Genomic DNA, 25,654 nt, shown 5'->3' on the forward strand with positions numbered 1-25,654 from the left:
CCTTTCCGAAACGGAAAGGCGCGGGCCGGTGCGATTGCGGCAGCCGTTCTCGTGCGGGTGCGTCAGCCTTTCCATCCGGGAAAGCGGGCTCGCGCAACGGTCAAACGACGGCGCGCACGCCGGCGGCAGAATCGAACCCGTTCCGCGCCCGCCGGGCGCCTGTCAGCGAGATCCGCCATGTTTTCTGTTTCCTCTCCCGCGAAGATCGTGTTTCTCGACCGCGCGACGCTGTCGCCGCAGACCGTGCTGAAGCCGTTCCCGTTTCCGCACGAACTGCATGCGTTCGAACGGACGGCCGCGCACGAAGTCGCGGCGCGCATCACCGACGCCGACATCGTCGTGACCAACAAGGTGCGGCTCGACGCGGCGGCACTCGCCGGCGCACGGCGCGTGCGCATGATCGCGATCGCCGCGACGGGGACCGACATCGTCGATCTCGACGCGTGCGCGTCGCGCGGAATCGTCGTGAGCAACATACGCGGGTATGCGGTCCGCACGGTACCCGAACATACGTTCGCGCTGATCTTCGCGCTGCGCCGCAGCGTCGTTGCCTACCGCGACGCGGTGCGCGCGGGGCGCTGGCTCGACAGCGGGCAGTTCTGCTTCTTCGATCATCCGATCCGCGACCTGGCCGGTTCGACGCTCGGGATCGTCGGCGACGGCGTGCTCGGGCGCGCGGTGGCCGGCATCGCGCGTGCGCTCGACATGCGCGTGCTGTTCGCGGCGCACGGCAATGCCGACGGCGCCGACTACGTGCCGCTCGACACGCTGCTGCGCGACAGCGACGTGATCACGCTGCACTGCCCGCTCACGCCCGCGACGCGGCACCTGATCGATGCAGCCGCATTCGCGCGGATGGCGCGCCGGCCGCTGCTGATCAATACCGCGCGCGGCGGACTCGTGGACGAAAGCGCGCTGGTCGACGCGCTGCAATCGGGGCAGATCGCGGGTGCAGGGTTCGACGTGGTTACGCAGGAGCCGCTGCCGGCCCTGCATCCGTTTCACGCGATCCTGTCGCATCCGGCGTTCATCCTGACGCCGCACGTCGCATGGGCAAGCGACGAGGCGATGCAGGCGCTCGCCGATCAGCTCGTCGACAACGTTGCCGCGTTTGTGGCGGGCGAACCGCGGCATGTGGTGTGACTCGTGTGATGGACGCCGCTGAGCGAGATCGTTTCAGCCGCGCAAACAGAAAAGCCCCGCTCGATTGCTCGAAGCGGGACTTTCTGAATGAGGGGCTGCTTGCGCCAACGACTCGGCACGTGACGGGTTCGTGCATCTGCCCTATCGTGCGGTCGGTTTCTGAATGCCTTATGAGCGCTGCTTTAAGGTATTCAGACCGACGGGGATGCAGTGCGTCGCGGAAAGGCGGCTTAGTAAGCAGACATCTCGACGCAAGGATCGACCTTGGACGGCGAGCAGATGGCCGAATACTTGGCGCTCTCGCGCATCAGCGCTTCGCCTTCGTGCAGTGCGATCTTGATCTCGGGGTGACGCTCGTACGCGAGGAATGCCGAGCACACGACCGCGGACATCACGATCAGGGAAAACACAAATTTTTCAAGGGTTTGGAAACGTTCAGGCATGGTTCGACCTTTCTCTTAGCCTGAGATTATACCCTGAGATAAGGGTTTTCCCTATAACCCGGCCTGCATACCGAGGATGCCTTCGACCGATGGCGGACCCGGTGCTTGCGCCCTTTTTTAGTTGTTCCGTGCTTGAGCGCCGGTCGCGGGTGCTGAACGACACGTGCCCGTGCGCGGGTGGTGCTTGCACGGGCAACCGTCATCGATGGATTGCTGTCAGCGGAGCGCGTGGAAAGGCGCGGCTTTCATGAGCGAGAAACCGTGCGCGGCAGGAAGGAAGTGAACAGCCCGCCGCCGGCGCATCACTGCGGCGCCGACGCGCCGCTTGCCGCGTCGCCGTGCCATGCCTTGCCGATCTGGTCGATCAGCGATTTCGCGGTGCCGGTCGCGAGTGCCGCGTCGACGCCCGACGTCTGCCACGAGCCGTCGGCGGCCTTCACGAAGGTCAGGTTCGCACGCGACGGCGAGTAGTCGGCATTGCGCCACGTGACCACGACGTCGCACGAGTACGTGCGGTCGCCGAGCTTCTTGCAGTCGCCGTCGGGCTTCGCCGACACGACATCGGCCGATACCGGCAGCGGCTGGCCGAACAGCGCGTTCAGGCCGCCGTGGTTTTCCGCTTCGAGCGCGCGGCGCACCGCGGCGTCGACGTCGCTCGATCCGGGGCCGTCGTGGAGCAGGTTGCAGGCGGCCAGCAGGGTCGATGCACAGCCGAGTGTCAGCAGCGTTTGAAACTTCATGGATATCCGTCAATCGAGTGAGCGTCGGGTGGCGCGCGGCGACTTGCACGAAGGCAGTCGCCAGGCCGGTACGCCGCGTAGTCTGCAACGTCCGCGCGTCGTTCGCGGTATCCATTTGTAACCAATTGCACGGACGCGCAGCGGCACGGCAGGCCCTCTTCTCTTCTACTGCCGCTCCTGCTTCACGCGGCTGACGAGCTGCGTCGGGCTGACAAACTGCAGCGCGATCACGACCCACACGAGCGTGATGGCCATGTAGATCATCGCCATCGCATCGATCGACTGCGGCGCGCGCACGCCGGTCGAGAACACCGCGTAATACAGCGCGACGACGAGCGTCTGCGTGCTTGGGCCGGCGGTGAAGAACGTCAGCTCGAACATCCCGATCGTGCGCACCAGCACGAGCAACCCGGCCGCGAGCATGCCGGGCACGAGCAGCGGCAGCAGCACATGGCGGAAATAGCGCCACGTGTTCGCGCCGAAGATGCGCGCGGCGGCTTCGAGATTCGGATCGATCTGCTCGATGAACGGCGTCATCACGAGGATCACGAACGGCAGCGCCGGCACGAGGTTCGCGAGGATCACGCCCGGCAGCGTGCCGGCGAGCCCGACCTTGTACATCACGGTCGCCATCGGAATCCCGTACGTGACGGGCGGCACCATCAGCGGCAGCAGGAACACCAGCAGCGCGAAGCGCTTGCCGCGAAACTGCACGCGAGCCAGTGCATACGCGGCCGGCACGCCGAGCGCGATCGACAGCAGCACGACCGCGCCGACGACCTCGACGGTCACCCACAGCACGCTCGCGAGCTGGAAGTCCTCCCATGCCTTCGCATACCAGCGCAGCGTGAAGCCCTGCGGCAGCGGCGTGCCGAACCAGCGGGTCGCGACCGAGTTCACCGCGACGGTCGCGATCAGCAGCATCACGTTCAGCAGGAAGAACGCCATCAGCCCCCAGACGAGCGCCTTCCACGCGCGACCGGCGAGATTGCTTCTCATCTTTTGCGGTTTCCTCGCGTTGACCGGCCGTGCATCGGGCGCGTCCTGCTTCGGCGGCCAGGCTCGCGCGGCATGATTGTCGGTCGCCATCAGCCCTTGCCTCCCGTCACCGCGCCCGTATAGAAGAAGCGACGCGCGCCGAGCATCGATGCGACCACCAGCAACTGCACGAAGCCCATCACGATCGCGATCGCCGACGCGAGCGAATAGTCGTAGCTCTCGAACGCGGCCTCGGCCGCCGCGATCGAGATCACGCGCGTCGGCCCGGCCGGCGCGCCGAGCAGCACGGCCGACGGGAACACCGAGAACGCCTGCACGAACGACAGGCACGCGGCCATCGTGAGCCCCGGCACGAGCAGCGGCAGGTAGATCTGCCGGAATTGCTGCCACGGGTTCGCGCCGAGCGTTGCGGCCGCGCGTGCGAGCGTCGGGTCGATGCCGCTGATGTACGACAGCATCAGCAGGAACGCGAACGGAAAGCCCGACACGATCAGCGACAGCAGCACGCCCCAGTAGTTGTGCGTGAGGCGCACTTCATCGGAGTACAGGTGCAACCCCTGCAGCGCCTGCGGGAACCAGCCGTTCGGCCCGAAGTACGTGAGCATCCCGTCGGCCACGAGCACCGTGCCGAGCGTGACGGGAATCACGAGCAGCGTCGTGACGAACTTCTGGTACGGCGAATTGCGCCGCAGCGCGAACGCGACGGGCACCGACACGCCGACGTTGATCAGCGTGGCCGGCACCGCGAGCTTCAGCGTGACGAGCACGGTCGGCCACATCGCGGTATCGGTGAAGAACTGCACGTAGTTCGCGAGCACGCCGCCGCCGTTCATCGGCTGGAACGACAGCACGAGGCCGTACGCGAACGGGTAGATGAACAGCGCGGCGATGAACGCGAGCGCGGGCGTGACGAGCCAGGCCTTCGTGTCGCGCGGCGTGCCGGCCGCGAGCGCGCTCATGCGGCCTCCCGGCATGACGGCGCTGAGGACGGGCCGCTCATGTCGGCTCTCCCGGATAGACGAGCGTGCGCGACGGCGCGACGCGCAGCCGCAGCCGCTCGCCTTCCGCGAATTCGCCGGCCACGCGCGCCCAGATCGGGCCGAACGGCGTGACCGCGCGGATCAGCGAATCGCGGCCGCCGTACTCGACCGTTTCGACCGTCGCGTCGAACGTGTTGTCGCCGGCGTCGTCCGCGCGCTCGATGTCGTCGGGGCGCAGCGCGACCATGACGTCCTTCGCGTCGAAGCCGGCCATCGGCACGCCCGCGACGCGCACGCCGCCCGCCGTGACGTTCACGTAGTCGCCGGCCATCCCTTCGAGCGTGAACGGCAGCACGTTGCGATAGCCCATGAAGCGCGCGACATGCAGGTTGTGCGGACGCGTGTAGACGTCCTTCGGCGACGCGACCTGCTGCACGACGCCCTCCTTCATCACGACGATGCGGTCGGCCATCGACAACGCCTCGTCCTGGTCGTGCGTCACGTAGATCGTCGCGCGTTCGAGCTGCGTGTGGATGCGGCGGATCTCCGCGCGCATCTCGATGCGCAGCTTCGTGTCGAGGTTCGACAGCGGCTCGTCCATCAGCACGAGCGGCGGCTCGATGACGATCGCGCGCGCGATCGCGACGCGCTGCTGCTGCCCGCCCGACAACTGCCCGGGCAGCTTGCCCTCGTGGCCGACGAGCTGCACGAGTTCGAGCGCCTGCTGCGCGCGCCGCCGCGTTTCCTGCTTCGGCACGCCGCGCATCTTCAGGCCGAAGCCGACGTTGTCGAGCACCGACATGTGGGGAAACAGCGCGTAGTTCTGGAACACCATCCCGAAGCCGCGGCGCTCGGGCGGCAGCACGTCGATGCGCGTGTCGTCGAGCCAGATGCCGCCGCTCGTGAGCGGCTGCAGCCCCGCGATGCAGTTGAGCGCGGTCGACTTGCCGCAGCCCGACGGGCCGAGCAGCGCGATGAACTCGCCGCGCCGGATCTCGAGATCGAGCCCGTTCAGCGCGGCGACCTGCGCGCCTTGTGCGTTGGTGAAACTGCGGCACACGCCGTCGAGACGCAACCGTTCGAAACTGTGCTTCATTGCGCGAACTCCATGGACGCGGGCGCCGCGGCGCCCGCCGGTTCATGCGTCACTTCGACTTCTGCGAACCGATCTCGCGATCCCACTTCTGGAACGCGGCGACCATCGCCTGCGCGTTGAGCGGCTGCACGTGCGGGCGATCCGCGAGCAGTTTCGCGTACTCGGGGCGGCCGAACTTGCGGATCACTTCCTGGCTGTGCGCGGGCGCCATCTCGAGCGTCACGCCCTTCACCGCCGGGCCCGGATAGAAGTAGCCGTCGTCATAGGTCATTGCCTGCTGCGCCGGTTCGAGCAGGAAGTTCATCAGCTTGAACAACACGTCGAGCTTTTCCTTCGGCACGCCCTTCGGGATCACCATGTAGTGCGCGTCGTTGACCCACGTCATGTTGTCGAACGCCTGGATCCGGAACTCGGCCGGTACGATGCCGAGCGCGCGCGGGTTGAGGTCCCAGCCGGTGACGGTCACGGTCATGTCGCGCGTGCCTTCGCCGAGTTCCTTCATCACCGCCGACGTGCCGCCCGGGTAGTACGGGACGCAGTCGTTCAATGCCTTGAGGAACGCCCAGGTCTTGTCCCAGCCGTTGATCGGATCCAGCGGATTCTTGTCGCCGAGCACGTACGGCAGCCCCATCAGGAACGTGCGGCCGGGGCCCGAATTCGCCGGGCGCGCGTAGATCAGCTTGTTCGGGTGCGCCTTGCACCACGCGAGCAGCTGGTCGGGCGTCTTCGGCGGGTTGCCGACCTTCGCCGGGTTGTATTCGAGCAGCGGGCCGGCCGGCATGTAGGTGACTTCGAGGCCGAAGCCCTGTGCGAGATCCTGCATCTTGCGCGGGCCGGGTGCGTACTTGTCGAGCACGCCGGGGAACGCGGCCGCGTCATCGGGCAGGAGTTTCTGCCACAGGTTTTGTTCGATGCCGGCGGCCAGCGCATCGGTGCCCGTCAGCACGAGGTCGATGTCGGAGCGCCCGGCCGCCTGCATCGCCTTGATCTTGCCCGGCAGCTGCGGCGCGGGCGCATTCGTGAACGTGACGGTCGACACGAGGTTCGGGTTCTTGTCCTTGAATGCCTCGATGGCCTTCTGCGTGAGCTGCAGATTGCCCGCGACGTCGACGATGTTCAGCGACACGGGTGCGGCAACGGCTGCCGTGGCCGACAGCGTAACGCCCAGCGCGAGTGCGATCCGGCGAACCCGGCGCGCGATCGTGGTTGTGTTCATGTCTCCTCACTTCGGTCGGTGGATGGGACCTTTCTTTCAGGAAATCATGACGGCGTTATACGATGTCGGTCAACAAAAAACCATGGCGCGCGGGGCGGGACTTTCCCTGACAAAAACCTTCCGGTTGTTGACGATTTGCGTGCTGACCGATTTTGTGGAACGTCGCGGCATCGACGGTGCGGCGTGTTAGGACGTCGTATCTCGGCAGGCGGCGAAAAGGAATCGGCTCAGCGCGACATGGCGGGCGGACGATGATCGGGGAAGCGCGCCGGAACCTGATCGGTCCCGGCGCATGGCGGAGGGAGGTTCAGGACGCGCCGAGCGCCGCCACTTCACCGATCAACCGCTCCGCGTCATGCCACTCGCCATACCCCGACGCCGGGTTCAGATGCCCGACCTCGCCGAGATCGACGAGTTTGCTGCCCCACCCCGCTGCCAGCGATTCGACGCGCTCGAAGCGCGCGAGCGGATCGTTGCGGCTCGCGGCGACGACGCTCGGGAACGGGAGGCGCGCGGTCGGCACCGGCGTCCAGCCGTGCGCGTCGATCGCGTCCGGTGCCGGATAACCGGCGGGCATCGGCGTATCGAGATCGGCCGGCGCCGCGAGCAGCGCGCCGTGGATCGCGCGCGTGGCCTGCCGCGCCCAGTGCACGGCGATCATCACGCCCGCGCTGTGCGCGACGAGGATCACCGGGCCGTCGATCGCGGCGAGCGCCGCATCGAGCGCCGCGACGCGCGCGGCACGGCTCAGTTTGTCGGCTTCGAGCGGTGCGACGGAACGCGCGTTCGGCAAGCGCCGTTCGAGATGCGTCTGCCAGTGGTCTTCGACGTGATCGCGCAAGCCGGGCACGATCAGGATGGTGGGCGCGGTCGCCAGGGTCATGTTGCCTCCGGGAGGGTTCGGGAAAGTTGGGATGCGCGCCGTTCGCGTTCGACGCGCGCGAGATCGGCCGCGTAACTCGCGCGTCCGATCGCGAACAGCACGGCGGCCGCGAGCGGCACGACGGGAATCCATTGCAGTGCGCCGACGAGCCCGGTGCGATCGGCGACCCACCCCGTCAGCAGCGGGCCAGGCGCCATGCCGAGCAGGTTGTTCGCGAGCGTGAGCGTCGCGAACGCCGACGCGTGGATCGCGGCCGGCGTCAGGTTCGCGACCATCGCGCCCGACGCGCCGGATGCGCCCGCGCCGACCAGCATGCCCGCGCAGATCAGCGCGAGCTGCAGTGGCCCGGGCGGCAGCCGGAACGCGACGGCGAGGCAGACGCCGGTGATCAGGCAATAGGCGATCGCGGTCAGCCATTTGCGCGAACCGTCGGCGCGGCCGACGCGGTCGGTGACGATGCCGCAGCCGACCATCCCGACGCCCGCGAGCAGCACGAAGCCGGCCGCGAGCACGGCGGCGCGGTCGGGCGCCATCGCGTAGTAACGGTTCAGGTAGCTCGGCAGCCATGCGAACAGCGCGCCGGGCACGAACAGGTGCAGCCCGCTGCCGATATACGCGCACACCACCGAGCGCGACGCGAACAGTCCCGACATCAGCGCACGCACGCTGCCGCGCAGGTCGCGCGGCGCGTCGGCATCGCGCCGGCACGGTTCGACGCGGCATGCCGCGAGCCGCCGTTCCGTGACGACACCGCGATACGCGACGAGCAGCACGATGCCGAGCACGGCCATCACGCCGAACGACCAGCGCCAGCCGAGATGCGCGCCGACCAGGCCGCCGAGCGCCATGCCGAACACGGAGCCGAATGCGCCGCCGGCCATGAACGCGCCGGTCAGCGTCGCGCGCAGGCGGGCCGGGAAGATGCTGAGGATCAGCGCGACGCCGACGCTGCCGTACGCGGCTTCGCCGAGCCCGACGAGGCCGCGCGCCACGAGCATTTCGGTGTAGTTGGTCGACAGCGCGCAGCCGAGCGTCGCGACGCTCCACAACGCGGCCATCAGCACGATGCTGCGCACGCGTCCGAAGCGATCGGCGAGCACCGACAGCGGAAACGTCAACAGGCCGACCAGCAGCGCGACGACGCCGGACAGCGAGCCGAGCTGCGTGTCCGACAGTCCCCACGCGTGCTTGAGCAGCGGAAACACGGCATTGAGCACCTGCCGCGACATGTAGTCCGACAGCAGCAGGCCGACGGTCAGCCCGAACACGAGCCATGCGTAGGCCGGCGCGCGCCGCCCGGTGGCCGCCCGCTCCTGCAGCGACGGCTCGACGTGATGAATCAGCATGCGTGTCTCCTCCGGCACCGGTGCGGCAACGCGCCGGCGCGGCTTGCGCGGCCCCGCTCCGTCGGCCGGAGTCCGCCCTGCGTCATGCGCAGGGGTGGGTGCCGCGCCACAACGATCGGCGGGCGGCGGCCGCGCTGGCGGGCCGCCCGGATGCGCAGCGCGTCAGGCCGCGCGCAGCGGTACGTTCATCTGGCCCGGCCGGCGGTTCGGCGCCATCCCGAGCTGCGCGAGCGTTTCGTCGACGCCGTCGTACTGCACACCGATCCGGTAGATCGCCTTCGCCTCCTTGCCGGTCGCGATGTCGCGGCCGAGTTCGCGCGCGATCCGCGCGCACTGCTCGACCTGCTGCACCGACGTCATCCGGTTGCCCTTCTGGTCGATGATCGTGTCCTCGATCCCGCAGCGCGGATGCAGGCCCAGCGCCATCGCGACCGTGTTGATCGGCAGCACGTTCTTCATCAGCGATTCGAGCGTGATGCACGCTCCGTCCGGACAACGCCGCACGAATTCCATGAAGTTGTACGGATTCGGGCCGTCGAAGCCGCCGCCGATGCCGACCCACGTGACGTTCAGCGGGCCGCGATAGACGCCGCGGCGGACGATCCGCTCGAGCGTTTCGAGCGCGTGCATGCCGGTGAGCTGGAAATGCGGCTGGATGCCGGCCGCCTGCAGCCGGCGCAGGTGTTCGTCGACCCAGCCGGGGCCGGCCGGCACGGTCATCTCGCGGTACGCGTCCCAGTACGCGGTTTCGTTCAGCGACGTGCCTGCGATGTCCTGGCGGTTCATCAGCTCGGTGATGTTCATCTGCACGGTGTTGATCGCGACCGTCACCTGGTCGGGCTTCGGCGTCAGCTCGGCGAGCATGTGACGCGTGTCGTCGGACAGCCATTTCGCTTCCGCGCCGTCGCCTTCCGGCGCGAACGAGATCGAGCCGCCGACCTGCAGGATCATGTCCGGCACGGCTTCGCGCAGCCGGCCGAGCAGCTCGTTGAATTTCGACAGGCGCTTGCTGCCCTTGCCGTCGAGTTCGCGCACATGCATGTGCAGCACCGTGGCGCCCGCGTTGTAGCAATCCACGGCCTTCTGCACGTGCTCGTCCATCGTCACCGGAATGTCTTCCGGAAAATCGGCGGGCATCCATTCGGGGCCGTACGGCGCGACCGTGATGACTACCTTGTCCTGGTTTTCCGGGTGCAGCGAATCGTCGAGAAATTGCATGTCGTCCTCCAGTGGAAATCGTTGTGTTCGGGCGTACGGGCGTGCGTATCCCGCCGTGCCGGGCGGCATGCCCGGCGCGTTGTGTGGGGTTGCGTTTCGGTTAGGGTGTGGCGGCGCTCAGTACGGCACGTCGCCGACGATGCCCGCGCGCTCCATCCTGCGGACGCACGGCGGGTAGTCCATCACCGCGTAATGCTGGGTGCTGCGGTTGTCCCAGATCGCGACGCTGTTCTTCTTCCAGCGCCAGCGCACCTGGTATTCGGGGATAAAGGCCTGGCTGATCAGGTACTGCAGCAACTGGCCGGCACCCGGGTTCGCGTCCTGCCCGAAGCGCACGCGCCCGGGCGTGTGGAAGTTGGTGAAATGCGTGGTGAACGCATTTACGTACAGCACCTTCTCGCCGGTTTCGGGATGGGTGCGCACGACCGGATGCTCGGCGTCCGGATACTGCGCCTTCAGCGCGAGCCGCTTGTCGATCGGCATCGCGGCGCCGAAGCTCGCCTCGATGCTGTGGCGCGCGCGCAGCCCGTCGATCTGCTGCTTCACGTGGTCCGGCAGGTTGTCGTAGGCGAGCACCATGTTCGCCCACATCGTGTCGCCGCCAACCGGCGGACCCTCGACGCAGCGCAGCACACAGCCGAACGGCGGCGCCACGCGCCAGCTCGCATCGCTGTGCCACGCATTCTCGTAGCGGTCGTTCGGCTGGTCGGGCGACTTGTAGATCCGCACGAGCCCCGGGTGGTCGGGATCGCTGCCGGCGACCGGATGATCCTCGAGCTCGCCGAAGCGCCGCGCGAACGCGATGTGCTCGGCGCGCGTGATGTCCTGGTCGCGCAGGAACAGCACGCGATGCCGGAGCAGCTGCGCTCGGATCTCGGCGAACAGGCCGTCGTCGTGCACGGCGTCGGCGAGGCTCACGTCCAGCAGTTCCGCGCCGATCGCGCAGGTCAGGGGTTCGACTCGCATGCGCGTCTCCTCAGACGATGAACACCGACGAACCGGTCGTCTTGCGCGATTCGAGATCGCGGTGCGCCTGCGCGGCGTCCTGCAGCGCATAACGCTGGTTGATCTCGATCCGGATGCGGCCGGCGGCGACGTGCGCGAACAGTTCGCCGGCGAGGTCGTTCTTCTCGGCCGGATCGGCGATGTAGTCGGCCAGCGCCGGGCGCGTCAGGTACAGCGAGCCCTTCATCGCGAGGCGCTGCGGGTCGAACGGCGGGATCGGGCCCGACGCGGTGCCGACGCACACCATCAGCCCGCGCCGCTTCAGCGAATCGAGCGAGCCTTCGAAGGTGTCCTTGCCGACGCTGTCGAACACGACATCGACGCCCGTGCCGTCCGTCAGTTCGAGCACGCGTTGCGCGACATCCTCGCGGCTGTAGTCGATCGTATGGTCGCAGCCGTGCGCGCGGGCGATCCCGGCCTTGTGCGCGCTGGACACGGTACCGATCACCGTGAGGCCGAGCAGCTTCGCCCATTGCGACACGATCAGCCCGACGCCGCCCGCGGCCGCATGCAGCAGCAGCGTGTCGCCCGGCGCGAACGCGTGGATGCGGCGCAGCAGATAGGCCGACGTCAGGCCGCGCATCGTCATCGCCGCGGCGGTGTCGCACGCGATGCCGTCCGGCAGCCGGATGAGTGGCGCGGCAGGAATCAGTCGTTCGGTGCTGTACGCGCCGAGCGTGTTCAGGAAGCCCGTGTAGGTCACGCGATCGCCGACGGCGACGTTCGTCACGCCGGGGCCGACGGCCTCGACCACGCCTGCTGCCTCGACGCCGATGCCGGACGGCAGCGGAACCGGATACAGGCCGCTGCGGAAATAGGTATCGGCGAAGTTCAGGCCGACCGCCTCGTGCCGCAGGCGCACCTGGCCGGGGCCCGGGTCGCCGACGTCGACTGCTTCCCAGCGCAGCACGTCGGGGCCGCCGGTTTCGTGGAATCGCACTGCATGTGCCATCTTGTTCTCCGTAGGGTGTCTCAGTCGGATGCGCGCCGCGCATCGTCGATTTCACTCGCGCCCGGCGGCGTCGCGGCTGCGCCGCCCGCCAGGCGCCGGTCCAGTTCGGCCCAGTCGGCGTCGCCCAGGTAGCGCCGCGCGGCCGGGAATATCACGCCTTCGATTCGCCCCATCTGCTCGAACGCGCCGCGCGCATAACAGGCGAGCGCCGTGTCGAACGCGGGCGACGGCAGCCCGTCGGATGCGATCCGCGCCAGCGCGTCACATGCTTGCGCGTCGCGGCGTTGCTGGCGGTCGAGCTCGTCCAGTTCGGCCGCGACGCTCTCCGTGCGGGTGCGCAAGGCCGCGAAGAGTTGCGCTTCGGCGGCCGTGCCGAAACGCGCGCGTTGCAGGGACGCGAGCGCTGCCAGCGTGCCGCCGATGTCGACGGCTTCTGGCGCGGCCGCCGGTTCCGCCGCTTCCCCGCCGTGCGCGATCAGCCCGTGCAGCATCGCGGCCACGTCGCGATGCGCATCGAGGCAGCGGGCGATCACGCGCGCCGCGGCCGGCGGGCGCGGCGACGCGCATACCAGCACCGGCACGTCGCACATCGCGAGCAGCAGCTGCCGCTGCCGGCATTCGGCTGGATCGGCGTCGGGCGGCAGTGCCGCCATGCCGATCAGGTCGCAGCCGAGTTCGCGGGCCAGTGCGGCCGGCGGTGCGCCACCGGCCGCCGGGTGGCCGGCCCCCGCGATCGCATGGGACAGGCCCTGCGCCCGTGCGGCGGCTTCCACTTTCGCACCGTGTTCGGGCAGCCGCGCTCCGGATAAACACGAGTCCGGCGCAGCGCCGGGCAGCACGAACGTGACCCGCGCGCCGACCGCACGGGCCAGTTCGAGCGCATGGCCGATCGCGTCGATGCCGCCGGGCGCGCCGTCGACCGTCACGAGCAGATGGCGGTACATCGCGCCGCTCCGCTTATCCGGCGGTCGGCGCGCTGTACCGCGCGCCGGTCGATTCGATGTTCATGGCTGCCCTCCTCGTTGCGTTCGTGATGCATCTGAACCCATGCTATCGGCGCCGCGCCGCGGCGGCCCCACTCGTCGCGGGGGGGATTGACGCGCGAACGCGGTTCGGCCGATCCTTCCCCCCACGCCCACCCCGGACGCTGGCCCGCACGGCACCGCCGGAATCCGACTCCTGCCCCGATGGCCCACCCACCCGATCGCGCCGACGCGCCCCCCACCGAACTGGTCCTGAAGACGACCGCGCCGCGCGTGCCGGCGCAGTTGCTCGCCCGTGCGCGGCTGAGCCTTGCCGCGCCGGCCTTCGACGGCCGTCCGGTCACGCTCGTGCAGGCGCCGGCCGGCTACGGCAAGACGTCGCTGCTCGCGCAATGGCGCCGCGAAACGCTCGCGCTCGGCCGCGCGGTCGTGTGGCTGTCGGCCGACGAACGCGACGACGCGGCGCGGCTGCTGCAGGGGCTCGTGCAGGCGGTGCGGACCGGTTGCGCGCGGCCCGGCTTCGGGCGGCTGATCCCGGTCGGCGCTGCGGACGCGGCCCGCGCGCTGGAGGGCGTGACCGCGTGGCTGGCCGAGGTCGCGCAGCTGTCGATCGACGCGCTGCTGATCGTCGACGACGCGGAGCGGCTGCCGGCCGCCGGGCTCGATGCGCTGACCTACGTGCTGCACAACGCGCCGCAAAACCTGCATGTCGTCGTCGCGGCGCGGCGCGGGCTCGATCACACGGCCGGCGACCTACTGGCCGGCGGGCAATGCACGCTCGCGGGCCCCGACGCGCTGCGCTTCACACTCGACGAGACGATCGCGCTGGTCGGCGCGCGCTTCGCGCAACGAGTCGACGCCGACGCGTGCGCGCGCTTGTTCGAACGCGTCGACGGCTGGCCGCTCGGGTTGCAGCTCGCGATGGCCGCGATGGCGCGCTCGGCCGATCCGCGCCAGGCGGTCGACGCGCTTGGCGCGCGCGTGGACGGCACGCGCGACCGGCTCGTCGAGTTGTTGCTCACGAACCTGTCGGCCGACGACACCGCGTTCCTGACGCGCACGAGCGTCGCCGATCGCCTGCATCCGTCGCTGTGCGCCGCGCTGCTCGACGATGCCGCCGCGCCCGACCGCCTCGCGCGGCTCGCGCGCGACACGCCGCTGTTCATCGCGTCGGACGATTCCGACTGGTGCCGGCTGCATCCGCTCGTGCGCGACACGCTGCGCGACCGCCTGGCCGCGGGCCCGGACGCCGAACGCAACACGCTGCACGCGCGCGCGGCGGCATGGCTCGACGCGCACGGGATGACCGAGGAAGCCGCGCGCCACGCGTACGCGGCCGGCCAGTTCGAGACCGCGTACGCACTCGCGCAGCGCTGCCTCGAGGATGCGATCAAGCAGGGCCGCATCAACGACGTGCTCGACTGGCTCGCGCTGTTGCCGGATGCCGAACTCGACAAGCGCCCGACGCTGCGGATCGCGGTGGCCTGGGCCCTTGCACTCGGCGAGCGTCATGTCGAGGCGCAGCGCCAGATCGCGGGCATCCTCGCGGCGCCCGATACGCCGCCCGCGATGCGCTACGAGTGCGCGCTGATCCTCAGCGCGGCCGCGTATTACGCCGACGAAATCGACCGCTTCGTCGAGCTGTTCGAACCGTGGGCCGATTTCATGCCGCCGGCGGCGACGTGGCTGGCCCAGATGCATGCGAACCGGCTGTCGGCGCGCGCGATCATCGTCGGCGAGCCGGCACAGGCGCGCCGGTTCCAGCAGGCCGCGCCGCGCGGCGACACGGCGGCCGAGTTCGGCTACGTCGCGCGCTGGGGCGAACTGATCACGGGCCTCAGCTATCTGTGGGAGGGGCAGATCCGGCTCGCGGACGACGTGCTGTCGCCGGCGCTGGCCCGCGCGGAAGCCGATCTCGGCCGCCGCCATCCGCTGACCTGCATGCTCGCGGCGATGTGCGCGGCGATCGCCTACGAAGCCGACCGCATCGACCAGGCCGCCGCGCTGCTCGCGAACCGGCTCGACGTGCTCGAACACGCGGGCATCCCCGACACGGTGCTGCTCGGCTACCGCACCGCCGCGCGCATCGCGCTGCTGCGCGGCGTCGAGCATCGCGCGATCGACCTGCTCGAGGCACTCGACGCGATGGGCGTCGCGCGGCGGCTGCCGCGCCTGTCGGTCGCGAGCCTCGCCGAGCAGGTGCGGATTCACGCGGCGCGTTATCGCGAGGCGACCTGTCATGCGCTCGTCGAGCGCATCGACGCGATCGCCGCCACCGAGTTTCCGTTGCACGGGCCGCTGTGGCGGCGGCCGGTCGTGCTGCTGCAGGCGACCGCACACGCGGGCGCGGCGCTCGCCGCGCGCCGCTGGGACGACGCGAGCGCGGCCCTCGACGAAGCCGCCGTGCTGGCCCGCGAGATGAGCATGGGCCGCGCGCGCATCGAAATCATGGCGCTCGGCGCGTTCGCGCGCGAGCAGTCGGGCGGCGGCGGCCGCGCGCTGCTCGACGAGGCGATGAACCTGGCCGACCTGTTCGGGCTGACGCGCACGCTCGCCGACGCGCATCCGGCCGTCGCCGACTGGGCGCGCCGCGTCGGCGACGAGGCTGCCGGCGACGGTCCTGCGCGCCACGCGCTGCCGCAGCCGCGCATCGTGCCGCCCGCGCCGCGCAGCGCGGCCAGCCCGCGCGCGGTGCCGAGCGTCGTGCTGACGCCCAAGGAGCGCGCGATTCTCGAGCTGCTCGCGCGCAACCTGTCGAACAAGGAGATCGCGGTGGCGCTCGCCGTCGGCGAGGAAACCGTGAAGTGGCACCTGAAGAACCTGTTCGGCAAGCTCGACGCCAGCTCTCGCAAGCACGCGGTGCGCCGCGCGCTGGTGCTCGGCCTGCTCGAAAGCGCGCCTTGACGGCCGCTTGAGTCTGCCTGAAACGGCCTGACCGGCCTGCGCCGCCCGCCCGTCGCGGCCGCGTCGCCGCACCCCCTTCGATTCTCCGCAACCCTGCCCCCCGCGCGTGGGGGGGAGCGGCCGCCCGCCGTTGCGTAGTCTTTCCGCACGGCTCGCAGCGGCGTCGCCTGTGACGCCTTCCCGCCTGCCTCGATGCTTCCCCGCTTTACCCGGACGGGCTCGATCCCGTCCGGTCCACTACGATCCTGGAGACTTCGATGAAGACGAAACTGGCCGCGCTCGCGGCGCTTGCCGGCTGTTCGGCGCTCGCGCATGCGCAATCCTCCGTCACGCTCTACGGCGTGATCGACACGGGCCTGCTGTATCAAAGCACGTCGGCCGCGTCGTTCAGCCCGACCGCGCCGAACACCGGCAAGGTGTTCCGCATGAAGGACGGCGGCATCTATTCGAGCTTCTGGGGCATCAAGGGCAGCGAGGACATCGGCGGCGGCTACAAGGTCAACTTCAAGCTGCAGGGTTCGTTCGACAGCGGCACCGGCAAGCTGCAGCTGAGCGACACGCCGGGCGCCGTGGCGATCTTCAACCAGATTGCGTCGCTCGGCGTGTCGGGCCCGTTCGGCACATTCACGGCCGGCCGCCAGATCGTGCCGATGATCTACGCGATGGCCGATACCGACGTGCGCAACGCGCAGTTCTTCGGCAGCGTGCTGACCGCGTGGCTCGGCCTGAACACCGCGGCCGGCTGGCCGGGGACGAGCACCAACGGCGCGATTGGCGCGCTGTACGACAGCAACGCGCTCGTCTACCAGTCGCCGACGTTCGCGGGCGCGTCGATCGCGCTCGAATACGCGCCGGGCGGCGTCGCCGGGCAGTTCCAGGGCGGCACGCGCGAATCGGTCGTGCTCAAGTACGCGAACTACGGGCTGAACCTGTCGGCGCTCTACTACAACGGGCATGACACGAACCCGGCGCCGGGTGTCGCGCCGACCGGCGTCGACAACAACCGCTTCATGTACTTCGGCGCGAAATACACGATCCACGATTTCTCGGTGTCGGCGTCGTACGGCAACGGCAGGAATCCGTCGCACGCGGACCGCGTGAACCTCGACATGCTGTCGGCCGGCGTCGGTTATCGCTTCACGCCGGCGCTGCAGGTCGCGTCCGCGGTGTATTACCTGAAGGATCGCAACAACTCGGCGAACAAGTCGACGTCGGTCGTGCTGACCGCCGACTACAGCCTGTCGAAGCGCACGATGGTCTATGCGCAGGTCGGCCACGTGAACAACCGCGGCACGATGGACCAGATGCTCGTGTACGGACAGCCGGTCGCGCCGGGCGTCGGCACGACGGCCGCGATGGTCGGATTGCGGCACAACTTCTGACGACGCGGTGCGCTGACGCGGCGCCCGGGTGCGACTCGCGGCCGACGCCTGCATCGATTGCGAGGATCGGCTACAGTGGGCGTTTTTCGGCGCGCCCCGCCGATGCCGCCCGCGCCGCGGATCGTCCGCGGCACGCGACTGGTTGGCGGGGCGCGGTTCACCCACCTCGTCGACGAGCGAACTTCCATGCCCGACCTGTCCGCCTTCCCGATCACGCAAAAGTGGCCGGCCCAGCATCCCGACCGTCTCCAGCTCTACTCGCTGCCGACGCCGAACGGCGTCAAGGTGTCGATCATGCTCGAGGAAACCGGCCTGCCGTACGAGCCGCACCTCGTGCGCTTCGACACGGACGACCAGCTGTCGCCCGCGTTCCTGTCGCTGAACCCGAACAACAAGATCCCGGCGATCATCGATCCGAATGGCCCCGACGGCAAGCCGCTGCCGCTGTTCGAATCGGGCGCGATCCTGATCTATCTCGCGGACAAGACGGGCCAGCTGATCCCGAAGGATCTCGCCGGCCGCTACGAGACGATCCAGTGGGTGATGTTCCAGATGGGCGGCATCGGGCCGATGTTCGGCCAGGTCGGCTTCTTCCACAAGTTCGCCGGCCGCGACTACGAGGACAAGCGCCCGCGCGACCGCTACGTCGCCGAATCGAAGCGCCTGCTCGCCGTGCTCGACGCGCATCTCGCGAACCGCAAGTGGGTGATGGGCGATACCTACACGATCGCCGACATCGCGATCTTCCCGTGGGTGCGCAACCTCGTCGGCTTCTATGAAGCGGGCGATCTCGTCGGCTTCAGCGAATTCCGGCACGTCGCACGGGCGCTCGACGCGTTCGTCGCACGTCCGGCCGTCGCGCGCGGGCTCAACATCCCGGCCCGCGGCTGACCGGCAGCGCGGGCGGGTGGCCCGCGATTTGTCCAGCCCGTCGCATTGCGCGGCGGGCGTGTCTTTCCGCCCGCCTGGCGCGTTCGTATCGCGCCACGCGGCGCTACTTCCGGCCCTGACTTTCCGGCGCCGTTTCCTCCAGCCCCGCCAGCAGCTTTTCCAGCAGCCGCGACAACTGCGCCTGTTCCGCGTCCGACAGCGCGGCCAGCATCGTGCGCTGGTTGTCGATGTGCGCGACAACGGCGTCGTCGATCAGCGCGCGGCCCGTTTCGGTCAGCGCGACGAGCGTGCCGCGCCCGTCGGCCGGGTTCGGCCGGCGCTCGACCCAGCCGGCCCTCTGCAGCCGGTCGATGCGCGCGGTCATCCCGCCCGACGACATCATCAGCGCGTCGTACAGCGCCGTCGGCGTCAGCGCGAACGGCGCACCGCCGCGCCGCAAGGTCGCGAGCACGTCGAATTCGCCCGGCTGCATCCCGAAGCGCGCAAACAGCGGATTGAGACGGTCGCGCGCGATCACCAGCGCGGCTTCCTGCAGACGCCCCATCACCACCATCGACGACGCGTCGAGATCCGGGCGCTCGGCGCGCCATTGCGCGAGCGCATGCGCGGCTCGATCCATTGATTAACCCTCCTCGGCTCACCAGTTATCTTGACGTCGAGATAAATCGGCGTTTATCTTGACGTCGAGATACTTTACCTGAAAACCCACGGCACCCGGACGGATGCCGTGCACCGATACCGAGGGCCTGTCGATGAATCGCTTCACTTCCCCCGGATGGCGGCTCGCCGCCATCGTGCTCGTCGGGCTGAACCTGCGGCCGGCGCTGGCCGCGGTCGGCCCGTTGCTCGACATGATCCAGCGCGCGACCGGCATGAGCGACGGCGCGGCCAGCCTGCTGACGACGATCCCGGTCCTGCTGATGGGGCTCGGCGCGCTGAGCGCGCGGCGCCTGCAGCGCGTGACCGGCATTGCGGGCGGCGTATGGCTCGGCGTCGCGCTGATCGGGCTGGCCTGCGTGGCGCGCATCGGCGCGCAGCACGCGTGGCTGCTGCTCGCGAGCGCCTGCTGCGCGGGCATCGGGATCGCGATGGTGCAGGCGCTGCTGCCCGGCTTCGTGAAGGCGCATTTCGCGACGCGGATCGGCGGCGCGATGGGCGTGTATTCGACGTCGATCATGGGCGGTGCGGTGCTCGCGAGCGTCGTCGCGCCGTTCGCCGCGGCCCGCTGGGGCTGGCTCGCCGCACTCGCGGGCTGGGCGTTGCCGGCGGTGGTGGCCGCGCTCGCCTGGCCGCTCGCCAGCCGCGGCGGCGATGCGCTCGCGGCCGGGCCGGCTTCGGCGTCGAATGCGCAGCCGTCGCGCTCGCCGCGCGCGTGGCGGCTCGCGCTGTTCTTCGGGATCGCGACGGGCGCGTACACGCTCGTGCTCGCGTGGCTGCCGCCGTACTACATGCGGCTCGGCTGGTCGCCGACCGCGGCCGGCAGCCTGCTCGGCGGCGTGACGCTCGCGGAGGTCGTCGCGGGGCTGACGATCTCGGCGGCGATCGACCGCCTGCCCGATCGCCGGCCCGCGCTGCATGCGGCGATCGCGTCGCTGTTGATCGGGTTGCTGGTGATGCTGGCCGCGCCCGAAACGCTCGCGCTGCCGGCCGCGCTGCTGCTCGGCGCGGGGATTGGCGCGCTGTTTCCGCTGTCGCTGATCGTCACCGTCGACCATGCGGCGACGCCGGCCGATGCCGCATCGCTGACGGGCTTCGTGCAGGGTATCGGCTACCTGATCGCCGGGTTGTTTCCGTTTGCGGCCGGCGTCGTGCGCCAGCATCTCGCGGATCTGACACCCGCGTGGGTGGCGATGGCGTGCTTGTGCATCGTGCTGTTCGTGCTGGCGGCGGGTTTTGCGCCGAAGCTCGCGCCGCGTGTTGCGAGCGCCTAGGCGTCCGGCCCCGCGTCAGTCGCATCAGCCCGGTCAGCCCGTCGTATCGCGCTCCGCGACGAACCGCCGATACGCGCGTTCGGACGGGCACCGCCCCAAGTCGCACGCATCTTCGTCGCACAGCCGGCACACCCGGATCGCGTTCTGCATGTCGTCGGCCAGTGCGCCGATCAGTTGCTCGCAGATCGGCATGAGCTGCGCGCACTGTTCGGCCGTCAACGTGCGCGTGAGGTCCGCGATTGCCGTGCCGCGCGCGCCCAGCACTTGCTGCACCGCGTCGTGCCCGGCCTCGGTCAGCGCCAGCACGACCGTCCGCCTGTCCTCGCCGGGCTCGCGCGCGACGAGCCCTTCCTGCGCCATCCGCTCGGCGAGCCGCACGGCGGACGAATGCACGAGCATCAGTTGCCGCGCGAGCGCGTCGATCGTCAGCGTATGCGCCTGCGACAGCAGAACCAGCGCATCCGCGATCGACCCATGCAGCCCCGTCTCACGGGCGATCGCGTCCTCTACCCGGTCGTTCAGCGCAAGCGCGAGCGCGCCCAGCAGATTGTTCAGGCGTTGCTTTTTCACGTAGGCGCTCCTAGTATATGTGTGCGTCACGCATATAATTTAAACCATCGTGTCACCGCTGTCAGCCGCGGCGCGATCCCGTCGATCCGGGCGGCCGCGCGCCCGCATTTTACGTGTCGATATTTCGAGCGGAGTCATCGCATGAACGGCAGCGCGCGCAAGACCGGATGCCTGATCATGGCAACGCTGTGCTGGGGCGTCGCCATTCCGTTCAGCAAGATGGCGTTGCCTGCCCTCTCGCCCGCGTGGCTCATCGTGCTGCAGATCGCCGCGAGCGTCGCGGCGCTCACGTGCGTCGCCGCCGTGCAACGCGTCAGCCTCACCGGCATCGCACCGGCCCAGGTCGCCGTCGTCGCGCTGATCGGCATGCTCGAACCGTGCGGCGCGTACTACCTCGGATTCGTCGGCATGCAATCCACGTCCGCGCTGCACACGGCGGTGATCTTCGCGCTCGAACCGCTCGGCATTCTTGCGTTCAACATCATGCTGTTCCGGTTCAGGGTCGACACGCGGCTGCTGGTCGCGGGCGTCGTCGCGTTGACGGGCGTCGTGGTCATCGCGCTCGGCGATGCATCGGCGGACGGGCACGCATCGCTGCGCGGCGACGCGTTCGTGTTCGCCGGCGTGATGGTGGCCGCGCTGTATGTGTCGCTGTCGACGCAGGCCGTGACGCTCCCGTCCGCGACGACGATGCTGCTGATTCAGCAGGCCGGTTCGCTGCTCCTGGCGCTCGTGTTGCTCGGTATCGAGGCCGACGGCGGCGACGGGCTGCTCCAACTGCCGGCCTGGTCGGCCGTGTGGCCCGCGCTGGCGATCGGCGTGCTGCAGTTCACGCTCGCATTCCTGTTCTATTTTCGCGGTGCGCGCGACAACGCGTCGTACTGGAGCGCGGTCGTGCTCAACCTGATCCCCGTCGTCGGCATCGCCGCGTCGATCCTGATCCTCGGGGAATCGGCATCGCCGATCTACTTCGTCGGCGGAGCGATCACGATCGGCGCCGCGATCTACACGCACCTGCGCGAACGCCGCGCCGAACTCCGGCCGGCGCGCGCGTAGTCAACTCGCGCTCGCGTACAGCGTCGAATCCGTGAACCCTTCGGCATCGAGCACGCGCCCGATCAGGATCAGCGCGGTGCGCTCGATCTGCGTACCCTGCACCTTGGCGACGATGTCGGCGAGCGTGCCGGTCACTCGTTCCTCGTCGGGCCAGCTCGCGCGATAGATCACCGCGACCGGGCAATCGGCGCCGTAATGCGGCAGCACTTCGTCGACGATCCGCGCGAGATGGCGCACGCCGAGATGGATCGCGAGCGTCGCGCGGTGCGCGGCGAGCGAGCCGAGCGCTTCGCCTTCCGGCATCGTCGTCTTGCCCGCGAAACGCGTGAGGATGACCGTCTGCGCGACGCCGGGCAGCGTCAGCTCGACGCCGAGTGTCGCCGCGCACGCGGCCGTGGCCGTCACGCCCGGCACGATTTCGTAGGGAATCCCGAGCGCCTTCAGGCGGCGGATCTGTTCGCCGATCGCGCCGTACAGCGACGGGTCGCCCGAATGCACGCGCGCGACGTCCTGCCCTTTCGCATGCGCGCCGGCGAGCAGCGCGACGATCGCGTCGAGGTCGAGTTCGGCCGTATTGACGACCTGCTCCGCGCGATGGCCGTCGAGCACGGCCGGCGGGACCAGCGAGCCCGCATACAGGATCACCGGGCACGTGCGCACGAGGCGCTGGCCCTTCACCGTGATCAGCTCCGGGTCGCCGGGGCCCGCGCCGATGAAATACACCGTCATCGAAAAATCTCCGTTTATTCGTTGGATGATCGGCCGCGCGGCGTCACGCGCGTGCAGCCGGATCGAGCGCGTCGAGCAGCGCGGCGGCCGAGTCGAATGCGCGGTCGGCGTCGGGCAGCGGCGGCCGGCGCAGCATCACGACCGGCAGCCGGCGTTCGCGCGCGACGTCGAGCTTGGCCTCGGTGGCCGCGCCGCCGCTGTTCTTGCTGACGACGACGTCGACGCCCATCAGCGCGAACAGCGCACGCTCGCCGTCGAGCGTGAACGGCCCGCGCGCGGCAATGATCTGCGCCTGCGCGTTGCCGGGATGCGCGTCGAGGCAGCGCACGAGCCAGAACTGCTGCGGCGGGATCGCATCGAGATGCGCGAGCGGCTCGCGGCCGAGCGTGAACAGCGGCCGCCTGAACGGCGCGAGCGCGGCCTCGATGCCGGCCCAGTCGTCGACCATCCGCCAGTCGTCGCCGGGTTGCGGCACCCACGGCGCGCGGCGCAGCGCCCATAGCGGCACGCCCGCGTCGCGCGTCGCGGCGGCCGCGTTCGAGCTGATTCGTGCGGCATACGGATGCGTCGCATCGATCACGAGACAGATGCCGGCGTCGCGCAAATAGGCGGCCAATCCGGCGGCGCCACCGAAGCCGCCGACGCGCACGTCGCAGCGCAGGTCGCCGGGTACCTTGCCGAGGCCGGCCAGGCTATAGACGTGCCGCGGGCCGAGCGCGCGCGCGATGGTCAGCGCGTCGCCGGTGCCGCCGAGCAGCAGGATGCGCGCGCTCATCGCGCTTGCCCGACGAAGCGGCCCTGCCGGTCGATCGCGAACATCTCGACGGCGACCGTTGGCGGCACGATGTCCCGCGCGACCCGCAGCGCCTGCGCGCAGACGAGATCGCCGAGCGGCACGCCGTCGGCCAGCGCGAGCTTCAACGCTTCCTGGCTCGTGTTCGCGCCGCGCATCGCGGCCTGCAGCGCATCGCTCGCGTCCGCTTCGGCCGCCCATTGCGCGAGCATCGGCAGATCGATGCTCGAATGGCGGCTGTGCAGGTCGAGGTGGCCGGCCGCGAGCTTGCTGAGTTTGCCGAAGCCGCCGCACATCGACAGGCGCGCGATCGGCGCGCGCCGCAGGTGCTTGAGCACCGCGCCCGCGAAATCGCCCATCTCGATCAGCGCCATGTCGGGCAGGTGGTAGTGCGCGCGCATCGCGTCCTCGCTCGCATTGCCCGTGCACGCGGCGATATGCGCGATGCCGTTCGCGCGCGCGACGTCGATGCCCTGGTGAATCGACGCGATATAGGCCGAGCACGAGAACGGCCGCACGATGCCGGTCGTGCCGAGGATCGACAGCCCGCCGACGATGCCTAGGCGCGGATTCATCGTCTTCAGCGCGAGCGCCTCGCCACCTTCGACGCCGATCGTCACGTCGAAACCGCCCGCGTAGCCATGCTCGGCCGCCAGCGCGTCGAGGTGCGTTGTCATCATCTGGCGCGGCACCGGGTTGATCGCCGGTTCGCCGACCGGCAGCGTCAGCCCCGCGCGCGTGACCGTGCCGACGCCCGGCCCCGCATGAAAGCGCACGCCGGGCGCCGCCGCGAGCGCGACGCGCGCGAAGATCAGCGCGCCGTGGGTCACGTCCGGATCGTCGCCGGCATCCTTGATCGTGCCGGCCTCGGCGCCGTCAGCGGTGATCCGGCAGAACTCGAGCCGCATCAACACGTGCTGTCCCTTCGGGAGCACGATCTCGACCGCGTCGTCCGCACGGCCCGCGAGCAGCAGGCGCGCGGCCGCGAGCGACGTCGCGGTCGCGCAGCTTCCGGTCGTATAGCCGAAACGCAGCGGTGCGGGCTGTTCGGGGGTTTCGTCGCGCATCACACGGCCGTCGTGTTCGACGCTTCGACCGCGTCGGGCTTGCGCACGTCATACAGCGTGACCGGCAACGGCTGCCGCCATGTATCGAAGCGACCGAGCGGCTCGGCATGCGCGAGCGACACGCGCGTGAGCGTGCCGCCGTGCGCATCGCGCCATGCGGCGAGTGCCATCTCGCCCTGCAGCGTGACCGCGTTCGCGACCAGTCGGCCGCCCGGTTTCAGCGACGACCAGCATGCGTCGAGCACGCCGGGCGCCGTCGCCCCGCCGCCGATGAAGATCGCGTCGGGTGCGGCGAGCCCCGCGAGCGCATCGGGCGCGCGGCCCGCGACGAGCTGCAAGCCCGGCACGCCGAGCGCATCGCGGTTGTGCTCGATGAAGCGTTGTCGCTCCGCATGCGCTTCGATCGCAATCGCCTGGCACGACGGATGCGCGCGCATCCATTCGATGCCGATCGAGCCGCTGCCGGCGCCGACATCCCACAGCAGCTCGCCGGGCGCGGGCGCGAGGCGGCCGAGCGTCATCGCGCGCAGGTCGCGCTTGGTGAGCTGGCCGTCGTGGCGGTACGCGTCGTCGGGCAGGCCGGGCGTGAGCGCGCGGCGCGGTGCGTCGGGGCCGGCCTGGCAGTCGAGCGCGACCAGATTGAGCGCGGCGGTTTCGTCGACGTTCCAGTCGTGTGCGAGGCCGTCGAGACGACGCTCGAGCGGGCCGCCCAGATGTTCGAAGACACTGATGCGCGTCGGCCCGAAGCCGCGTGCGACGAGCTCGGCCGCGACCGCAGCCGGCGTGCGGCCGTCGGCACTCAGCACGAACAGGCGCCGGCCCGGCAGCAGGTGGCGCGCGAGCGTCGCGAGCGGACGGCCGACGAGCGATACCGCGCCGATGTCCTGCAGCGCCCAGCCGAGACGCGCGGCCGCGAGCGACAGCGACGACGGTGCGGGCAGCACGCGCCATTCGTCGGGGGAAAGCGCGCGCGCGAGCGTCGCGCCGACGCCGAACAGCATCGGGTCGCCGCTCGCGAGCACGCAGACGGGCGACCCTCGCCGCGCGAGCACGCCCGCGAGATCGAACGGCGACGGCCACGCTTCGCGCGCGGCCGGCAGCCGCGCGGGCAGCATGTCGAGATGGCGCGTCGCGCCGACGACAAGCGTCGCGTCGAGCAGCGCACGCCGCGCGCTGCGTCCGAGCCCCGCGTAACCGTCGTCGCCGATGCCCACTACCGTCAGCCACGCCGTCATGCACCCTTCCCCATCGTTCAATTCCATCGTGTCGCCGCGCGGCCGTGAAAGAAGCCGCGCAGCCGTCCGCATTGCGAAAAACGGCATGGTAC

At 69.8% G+C, this 25,654-nt stretch carries 25 protein-coding genes; 7 read left to right on the forward strand and 18 right to left on the reverse strand.

Annotated elements, in window-relative coordinates; genetic code table 11:
• The first annotated feature begins 177 nt into the window (after positions 1-177).
• Positions 178-1,143, forward strand: a complete 966-nt coding sequence (locus tag ACTRWB_RS19030) for a D-2-hydroxyacid dehydrogenase (protein ID WP_446902879.1) — start codon at positions 178-180, stop codon at positions 1,141-1,143.
• Positions 1,144-1,373: 230 nt separating this feature from the next.
• On the opposite strand, the gene ACTRWB_RS19035 is transcribed toward ACTRWB_RS19030, so the two are convergent.
• The 6 genes from ACTRWB_RS19035 to ACTRWB_RS19060 form a co-directional block, all read right to left on the reverse strand.
• Positions 1,374-1,586 (reverse strand): hypothetical protein, encoded by a 213-nt coding sequence (locus ACTRWB_RS19035; protein ID WP_114177094.1) that lies wholly within the window; start codon positions 1,584-1,586, stop codon positions 1,374-1,376.
• A 302-nt stretch (positions 1,587-1,888) separates the two neighbouring features.
• Positions 1,889-2,326, reverse strand: coding sequence for a hypothetical protein (locus ACTRWB_RS19040; protein ID WP_048243205.1), 438 nt, complete (start codon positions 2,324-2,326; stop codon positions 1,889-1,891).
• Positions 2,327-2,491: 165 nt separating this feature from the next.
• Entirely contained in the window at positions 2,492-3,415 is a 924-nt protein-coding gene (locus ACTRWB_RS19045) for an ABC transporter permease (RefSeq protein WP_048243206.1), read from the reverse strand.
• Entirely contained in the window at positions 3,415-4,284 is an 870-nt protein-coding gene (locus tag ACTRWB_RS19050) for an ABC transporter permease (protein WP_446902880.1), read from the reverse strand. The genes ACTRWB_RS19045 and ACTRWB_RS19050 overlap by 1 nt, the downstream gene beginning before the upstream one ends.
• A 37-nt stretch (positions 4,285-4,321) precedes the next feature.
• Complete coding sequence (locus ACTRWB_RS19055; RefSeq protein ID WP_446902881.1) at positions 4,322-5,401, reverse strand: ABC transporter ATP-binding protein; 1,080 nt, start codon at positions 5,399-5,401, stop codon at positions 4,322-4,324.
• Positions 5,402-5,450: 49 nt separating this feature from the next.
• Positions 5,451-6,617, reverse strand: a complete 1,167-nt coding sequence (locus ACTRWB_RS19060; protein WP_446902882.1) for an ABC transporter substrate-binding protein — start codon at positions 6,615-6,617, stop codon at positions 5,451-5,453.
• On the opposite strand from ACTRWB_RS19060, the gene ACTRWB_RS19065 reads away from it, so the two are divergent.
• Entirely contained in the window at positions 6,616-6,807 is a 192-nt protein-coding gene (locus ACTRWB_RS19065) for a hypothetical protein (RefSeq protein WP_446902883.1), read from the forward strand. The genes ACTRWB_RS19060 and ACTRWB_RS19065 overlap by 2 nt on opposite strands.
• Before the next feature lie 117 nt (positions 6,808-6,924).
• On the opposite strand, the gene ACTRWB_RS19070 is transcribed toward ACTRWB_RS19065, so the two are convergent.
• From ACTRWB_RS19070 to ACTRWB_RS19095, 6 genes are all read right to left on the reverse strand, one after another.
• Complete coding sequence (locus ACTRWB_RS19070) at positions 6,925-7,500, reverse strand: RBBP9/YdeN family alpha/beta hydrolase (protein ID WP_446902884.1); 576 nt, start codon at positions 7,498-7,500, stop codon at positions 6,925-6,927.
• Positions 7,497-8,846 (reverse strand): MFS transporter, encoded by a 1,350-nt coding sequence (locus tag ACTRWB_RS19075; RefSeq protein ID WP_446902885.1) that lies wholly within the window; start codon positions 8,844-8,846, stop codon positions 7,497-7,499. Before ACTRWB_RS19075 ends, ACTRWB_RS19070 begins: the two co-directional genes overlap by 4 nt.
• Before the next feature lie 162 nt (positions 8,847-9,008).
• Positions 9,009-10,064 (reverse strand): 3-keto-5-aminohexanoate cleavage protein, encoded by a 1,056-nt coding sequence (locus ACTRWB_RS19080; RefSeq protein WP_446902886.1) that lies wholly within the window; start codon positions 10,062-10,064, stop codon positions 9,009-9,011.
• Positions 10,065-10,181: 117 nt separating this feature from the next.
• Positions 10,182-11,030 carry a TauD/TfdA dioxygenase family protein gene (locus ACTRWB_RS19085; RefSeq protein WP_446902887.1) on the reverse strand — a complete coding sequence of 283 codons (849 nt, stop codon included), beginning with the start codon at positions 11,028-11,030 and terminating at the stop codon, positions 10,182-10,184.
• Positions 11,031-11,040: 10 nt separating this feature from the next.
• A complete protein-coding gene (locus ACTRWB_RS19090; RefSeq protein WP_446902888.1) occupies positions 11,041-12,021 on the reverse strand; it encodes a quinone oxidoreductase family protein in 981 nt (326 codons plus the stop codon).
• Between the two features lie 20 nt (positions 12,022-12,041).
• Positions 12,042-12,965, reverse strand: a complete 924-nt coding sequence (locus ACTRWB_RS19095; protein WP_446902889.1) for a universal stress protein — start codon at positions 12,963-12,965, stop codon at positions 12,042-12,044.
• A 243-nt stretch (positions 12,966-13,208) separates the two neighbouring features.
• On the opposite strand from ACTRWB_RS19095, the gene ACTRWB_RS19100 reads away from it, so the two are divergent.
• The 3 genes from ACTRWB_RS19100 to ACTRWB_RS19110 all read left to right on the forward strand — a co-directional run bounded on the left by ACTRWB_RS19100 (position 13,209) and on the right by ACTRWB_RS19110 (position 18,181).
• Entirely contained in the window at positions 13,209-15,908 is a 2,700-nt protein-coding gene (locus ACTRWB_RS19100) for a LuxR C-terminal-related transcriptional regulator (RefSeq protein WP_446902890.1), read from the forward strand.
• Positions 15,909-16,165: 257 nt separating this feature from the next.
• A complete protein-coding gene (locus ACTRWB_RS19105; RefSeq protein WP_343491353.1) occupies positions 16,166-17,290 on the forward strand; it encodes a porin in 1,125 nt (374 codons plus the stop codon).
• A gap of 186 nt (positions 17,291-17,476) precedes the next feature.
• Positions 17,477-18,181, forward strand: a complete 705-nt coding sequence (locus ACTRWB_RS19110; protein ID WP_048251807.1) for a glutathione S-transferase N-terminal domain-containing protein — start codon at positions 17,477-17,479, stop codon at positions 18,179-18,181.
• Between the two features lie 103 nt (positions 18,182-18,284).
• Here the strand turns inward: ACTRWB_RS19110 and ACTRWB_RS19115 are convergent, their stop codons facing one another.
• On the reverse strand, positions 18,285-18,800 hold the full coding sequence (locus ACTRWB_RS19115) for a MarR family winged helix-turn-helix transcriptional regulator (RefSeq protein ID WP_129514574.1): 516 nt from the start codon (positions 18,798-18,800) through the stop codon (positions 18,285-18,287).
• A 133-nt stretch (positions 18,801-18,933) separates the two neighbouring features.
• Here ACTRWB_RS19115 and ACTRWB_RS19120 point away from each other — a divergent pair, with 133 nt between their 5' ends.
• Positions 18,934-20,112: an MFS transporter gene (locus ACTRWB_RS19120; RefSeq protein WP_446902891.1), complete on the forward strand. Its 1,179-nt coding sequence runs from the start codon at positions 18,934-18,936 to the stop codon at positions 20,110-20,112.
• 33 nt (positions 20,113-20,145) lie between these two features.
• Here ACTRWB_RS19120 and ACTRWB_RS19125 read toward each other — a convergent pair whose 3' ends face one another.
• Entirely contained in the window at positions 20,146-20,682 is a 537-nt protein-coding gene (locus ACTRWB_RS19125) for a MarR family winged helix-turn-helix transcriptional regulator (protein ID WP_446902892.1), read from the reverse strand.
• 141 nt (positions 20,683-20,823) lie between these two features.
• On the opposite strand from ACTRWB_RS19125, the gene ACTRWB_RS19130 reads away from it, so the two are divergent.
• Complete coding sequence (locus ACTRWB_RS19130; RefSeq protein WP_446902893.1) at positions 20,824-21,738, forward strand: DMT family transporter; 915 nt, start codon at positions 20,824-20,826, stop codon at positions 21,736-21,738.
• On the opposite strand, the gene cobM is transcribed toward ACTRWB_RS19130, so the two are convergent.
• From cobM to cbiE, 4 genes are read right to left on the reverse strand one after another with little or no spacing between them, the layout of a single operon-like run.
• Complete coding sequence (gene cobM, locus ACTRWB_RS19135) at positions 21,739-22,467, reverse strand: precorrin-4 C(11)-methyltransferase (protein WP_446902894.1); 729 nt, start codon at positions 22,465-22,467, stop codon at positions 21,739-21,741.
• A 43-nt stretch (positions 22,468-22,510) separates the two neighbouring features.
• Entirely contained in the window at positions 22,511-23,242 is a 732-nt protein-coding gene (locus ACTRWB_RS19140; protein ID WP_446902895.1) for a cobalt-precorrin-6A reductase, read from the reverse strand.
• Positions 23,239-24,327: a cobalt-precorrin-5B (C(1))-methyltransferase gene (locus ACTRWB_RS19145; protein ID WP_446902896.1), complete on the reverse strand. Its 1,089-nt coding sequence runs from the start codon at positions 24,325-24,327 to the stop codon at positions 23,239-23,241. Before ACTRWB_RS19145 ends, ACTRWB_RS19140 begins: the two co-directional genes overlap by 4 nt.
• The gene (gene cbiE, locus ACTRWB_RS19150; RefSeq protein ID WP_446903113.1) at positions 24,327-25,562 is read right to left on the reverse strand and encodes a precorrin-6y C5,15-methyltransferase (decarboxylating) subunit CbiE; all 1,236 of its coding nucleotides are present in this window, start codon (positions 25,560-25,562) and stop codon (positions 24,327-24,329) included. Before cbiE ends, ACTRWB_RS19145 begins: the two co-directional genes overlap by 1 nt.
• Between the last annotated feature and the right edge of the window lie 92 nt (positions 25,563-25,654).

This window comes from Burkholderia sp. YIM B11467 (assembly GCF_052952715.1).

Bases quoted from the DNA above. Each gene is read 5' to 3' on its own strand.
- ACTRWB_RS19030 (WP_446902879.1), top strand. From the start codon at position 178: ATGTTTTCTGTTTCCTCTCCCGCGAAGATCGTGTTTCTCGACCGCGCG.
- ACTRWB_RS19035 (WP_114177094.1), bottom strand. From the start codon at position 1,586: ATGCCTGAACGTTTCCAAACCCTTGAAAAATTTGTGTTTTCCCTGATC.
- ACTRWB_RS19040 (WP_048243205.1), bottom strand. From the start codon at position 2,326: ATGAAGTTTCAAACGCTGCTGACACTCGGCTGTGCATCGACCCTGCTG.
- ACTRWB_RS19045 (WP_048243206.1), bottom strand. From the start codon at position 3,415: ATGGCGACCGACAATCATGCCGCGCGAGCCTGGCCGCCGAAGCAGGAC.
- ACTRWB_RS19050 (WP_446902880.1), bottom strand. From the start codon at position 4,284: ATGAGCGCGCTCGCGGCCGGCACGCCGCGCGACACGAAGGCCTGGCTC.
- ACTRWB_RS19055 (WP_446902881.1), bottom strand. From the start codon at position 5,401: ATGAAGCACAGTTTCGAACGGTTGCGTCTCGACGGCGTGTGCCGCAGT.
- ACTRWB_RS19065 (WP_446902883.1), top strand. From the start codon at position 6,616: ATGTCTCCTCACTTCGGTCGGTGGATGGGACCTTTCTTTCAGGAAATC.
- ACTRWB_RS19060 (WP_446902882.1), bottom strand. From the start codon at position 6,617: ATGAACACAACCACGATCGCGCGCCGGGTTCGCCGGATCGCACTCGCG.
- ACTRWB_RS19070 (WP_446902884.1), bottom strand. From the start codon at position 7,500: ATGACCCTGGCGACCGCGCCCACCATCCTGATCGTGCCCGGCTTGCGC.
- ACTRWB_RS19075 (WP_446902885.1), bottom strand. From the start codon at position 8,846: ATGCTGATTCATCACGTCGAGCCGTCGCTGCAGGAGCGGGCGGCCACC.
- ACTRWB_RS19080 (WP_446902886.1), bottom strand. From the start codon at position 10,064: ATGCAATTTCTCGACGATTCGCTGCACCCGGAAAACCAGGACAAGGTA.
- ACTRWB_RS19085 (WP_446902887.1), bottom strand. From the start codon at position 11,030: ATGCGAGTCGAACCCCTGACCTGCGCGATCGGCGCGGAACTGCTGGAC.
- ACTRWB_RS19090 (WP_446902888.1), bottom strand. From the start codon at position 12,021: ATGGCACATGCAGTGCGATTCCACGAAACCGGCGGCCCCGACGTGCTG.
- ACTRWB_RS19095 (WP_446902889.1), bottom strand. From the start codon at position 12,965: ATGTACCGCCATCTGCTCGTGACGGTCGACGGCGCGCCCGGCGGCATC.
- ACTRWB_RS19100 (WP_446902890.1), top strand. From the start codon at position 13,209: ATGGCCCACCCACCCGATCGCGCCGACGCGCCCCCCACCGAACTGGTC.
- ACTRWB_RS19105 (WP_343491353.1), top strand. From the start codon at position 16,166: ATGAAGACGAAACTGGCCGCGCTCGCGGCGCTTGCCGGCTGTTCGGCG.
- ACTRWB_RS19110 (WP_048251807.1), top strand. From the start codon at position 17,477: ATGCCCGACCTGTCCGCCTTCCCGATCACGCAAAAGTGGCCGGCCCAG.
- ACTRWB_RS19115 (WP_129514574.1), bottom strand. From the start codon at position 18,800: ATGGATCGAGCCGCGCATGCGCTCGCGCAATGGCGCGCCGAGCGCCCG.
- ACTRWB_RS19120 (WP_446902891.1), top strand. From the start codon at position 18,934: ATGAATCGCTTCACTTCCCCCGGATGGCGGCTCGCCGCCATCGTGCTC.
- ACTRWB_RS19130 (WP_446902893.1), top strand. From the start codon at position 20,824: ATGAACGGCAGCGCGCGCAAGACCGGATGCCTGATCATGGCAACGCTG.
- cobM (WP_446902894.1), bottom strand. From the start codon at position 22,467: ATGACGGTGTATTTCATCGGCGCGGGCCCCGGCGACCCGGAGCTGATC.
- ACTRWB_RS19140 (WP_446902895.1), bottom strand. From the start codon at position 23,242: ATGAGCGCGCGCATCCTGCTGCTCGGCGGCACCGGCGACGCGCTGACC.
- ACTRWB_RS19145 (WP_446902896.1), bottom strand. From the start codon at position 24,327: ATGCGCGACGAAACCCCCGAACAGCCCGCACCGCTGCGTTTCGGCTAT.
- cbiE (WP_446903113.1), bottom strand. From the start codon at position 25,562: ATGACGGCGTGGCTGACGGTAGTGGGCATCGGCGACGACGGTTACGCG.